Source organism: Romboutsia timonensis (assembly GCF_900106845.1).
Classification (GTDB): Bacteria; Bacillota; Clostridia; order Peptostreptococcales; family Peptostreptococcaceae; genus Romboutsia; species Romboutsia timonensis.
The window spans coordinates 1-3,427 of record NZ_LT629863.1; the positions used below are offsets into that span (position 1 = coordinate 1).

The 3,427-nt window shown below is 24.9% G+C and carries 2 protein-coding genes; one reads left to right on the plus strand and one right to left on the minus strand.

Annotated features, from left to right (window positions below):
• The coding region (locus tag BN7997_RS14740) for a sulfite exporter TauE/SafE family protein (RefSeq protein ID WP_143023253.1) at nt 1-274 on the minus strand (274 nt) is incomplete at its 3' end.
• Between the two features lie 430 nt (nt 275-704).
• Here BN7997_RS14740 and BN7997_RS14745 point away from each other — a divergent pair.
• Nucleotides 705-3,427, plus strand: a 2,723-nt coding sequence (locus BN7997_RS14745) for a ligand-binding sensor domain-containing protein (protein WP_071121582.1), incomplete at its 3' end; no start/stop codon positions are given.

A 3,427-nucleotide genomic window follows, 5' to 3' on the forward strand; every position in this document is an offset into this window, starting at 1 on the left:
ATCCACAATAGCTACCTATAATAGTTCCTATAAAAGCTGTAATTGCAACAAGCATACCATTTTTTAAATCAATATTCTTATTTTTATAATAAGTGTATGCAGTAAGTAAACTAGCAAGAACATCAGCTGCAAGTGCTACTGTTACAGCATCATAACTTTGCCATTCACATACACTGACAAGTAAAGGTGTGATAACTACTGCGGCAGAAAGACCCGAAAGCCCAGTTACAACACCAGCACCAGCTCCGGCTAAAATATAAACAAGATATAACATAGTTTATTTTCTCCCTTTAGTTTATCTTATAATACTAATTTCTTTTTCAATTTATATATTTAATTATACATTAGAAACTATTTGATTTAACCATATAATATAAACTTTTAATAAATTTTAATATTTTATTAACTTTATTATTTTTTAATTAGAGTCTATTTTTCTGATTAAATTAGTTTATTAAAAGAATACATTATATAGCTAAATCTAACTAAAAGATAATTTATAGTCACAATTATTTCAAAATAGTATCATCTCATTATAAAGGAATATAGTATTTAAAATTCAAAAGTTAAATAATACAATAAATATCAAATGGAAAAACTTGTAAAAAAACGTAGAATATTATAGAATAATAGGGTGTATAATGATAAGATACATAATGGATAATCTAACAAAATATATAGGGAATATTCAATTATGAATTATTATGAAAGGCAAAAATATGGTTATAAAAAGGCATTTTAAAAAATTAATAACAACAACATTAGTTGGAATTACTGTACTTACACCTATAAATAAATTATCTTATGCCCAATCCAAAAACTTAATATTTAATAACATAAATATAGAACAAGGTATAAGTCAATCTACTATAGAGGATATATTCCAAGATAGTGAAGGGTATATATGGCTAGGTACAAATGATGGTTTAAATAGGTATAATGGATATGAATTTAAAATTTACAACTATGAAGAATATCAAAATAGTATAAGTCATAATGGAATAACAGATATAACTGAAGACAAATACGGTAACATTTGGGTAAATACAGTTAGTGGAGTAAATAAGATAAACAAAAAGACAGAAAAAATATCAAATTACACAGAAATTAACGGAAAAATAAAAGAGGATAGTACTACAGAAATTATAGTAACAAAAGATAATAATATTTTAGTAGGTACATATGAAGGATTAAACATATACAATGCTAAAGAAGATAGATTTGATATTATATTAGAGGAGAAAGATGGAATCTTAAGTAGTTGTATATATTCAATAGATGAAGATATTAACGGGAATATATGGATAGGTACGGAATTAGGTTTAAATAAGCTATCTAAAGATTTTAAAGTTTTAGAAACATATACAAGTGAAAGTGAAATCTACAATATATTTTGTGATGATGAAAATGGATTTTTATGGGCAGGGTCTGATAGTTCAGGTTTATTAAAAATAGATACAAAAACTAAAGAAGTAAAACAATACATAAATAATATAGAAGATTTAAATTCTCTTCCTGCAAATCAAGTTGGAGCGATAATAAGAGATAGCAAAGGAAATTTATGGGTAGGTACTACAAATGGACTTGCTAGATACAATGAAAAAAATGACAGTTTTGATGTTTATAAAAATAAAGTTTATGATAAAAATAGCTTAGTATATAACGATGTAAGGTCTATTATAGAAGATAGAGAAGGCGTTTTATGGGTTGGTACATATTCTGGAATAAGTATATTTGATACAGAAAGTAGTATAAAATACTACAATGCAGGTTTAGATGATGGATACTTATTAAGTGAAAATATGGTTCACGGAATCTATGAAGATGATGAAGGATATTTATGGATTGGTAGTAGAACTAAAGGTGTCAATATAATTGATAGGGAAAATAATACATCTAAATCTATTAATATGGAAAATAACAATGTAATACAAAGCAATAGTATAAATGATATTACAGGATATAAAGATTTTATATTTGTAGCTACAGATGCTGGAGTATTAAAAATTAATAAAAAAGAAAATACAATACAAAACTATAATCTAGAAGATGGATTAATAGGAGAAAATGTTAAAGATATTTTTGTATGTGATAAAAATTATCTATGGATAGGAAGTACAAATGGTTTAAATTTACTTGATATAGAAAATGATAAAATCATAGATATGACTGATTATGTAGATGAAGGTTCATATGTTAGATATGTATATCAAGGACAAGATGGAAGTTACTATATAGGATTTTTAAGAGATGGTGGACTTGGAATTATAGAACCTAACTCTAAAGAAACTAAATACTATAAAAATATACCTAATGATAAAACTAGTATAAGTAGTAATCGTATAAGATATATAAATGAAGACTCAAAAGGAAACATATGGATCGGGACAAGTTACGGTTTAAATAAATACGATCCTAAAACAAAAGTGTTTAAAAGGTATACAACAAGTGATGGTATAGCTAATAATACTATATATGGAGTATTAGTAGATGATAATGATAATATTTGGGTAAGTACCAATAAAGGTATTAGCCAAATAGATACTAAAAATAACACTGTAAATAACCTAAGTGTTACAGATGGACTTCAAGGGAATGAGTTTAATGGAAATGCAGCATTTAAAAGTAAAAGTGGAGAATTATTCTTTGGTGGGATAAATGGATTAAATGCATTTTATTCAGAGGACGTAAATAGTATTAATAATAAATCAAAAGTAATATTTGATGGATTTAAAGTTAACGATAAAGATTACTTAGATATAAATGGATTAAAGTTTGACAACAATACAGAAAATATTAAAATCAAGTTCTTTACTCCTGTATATTCAAGTAATAAAAATATAAGTTATGAATATGAGTTAATAGGATCAAATTCATCTAAAGCAACAACTAAAGAAAATTATGTTATATATAATGATTTATTGCCAGGAAAATATACTTTTAAAGTTAGAGCAGTAGATAGTAGAGGAGATATAAGTGATAGTGAAACCATAGAGTTTTCTATTAAATATCCATTTTGGATGAGCCCAATTGCTTGCTTTATATATTTAGTTATTGCTATATTATTTATAATAAATAATAAGTATAAGTTAAAATACCTAGATAGATTAGTAAAGTCAAGAACTAAAGAACTTGAAGAACAAATGATAAAAAATGAAGAGTTATATAATAATAATATAAAAATCGAGGAAAATAAGAATAAATACTTAGTTAATTTATCTCATGAGCTTAGAACTCCTCTAAATGTAATAAGTAGTACGAATCAATTATTACTAGAATTATCTAAAAAGGATAATATTAAGTCCGATAAATTAGCTTACTATATAGATATTTCTGAGAGGAATTGTAATAGATTATTAAATCTTGTTAACAATATATTAGATAATACTAAGTTACAAAGCAAAATGTATACCTTAAATTTAAAGGA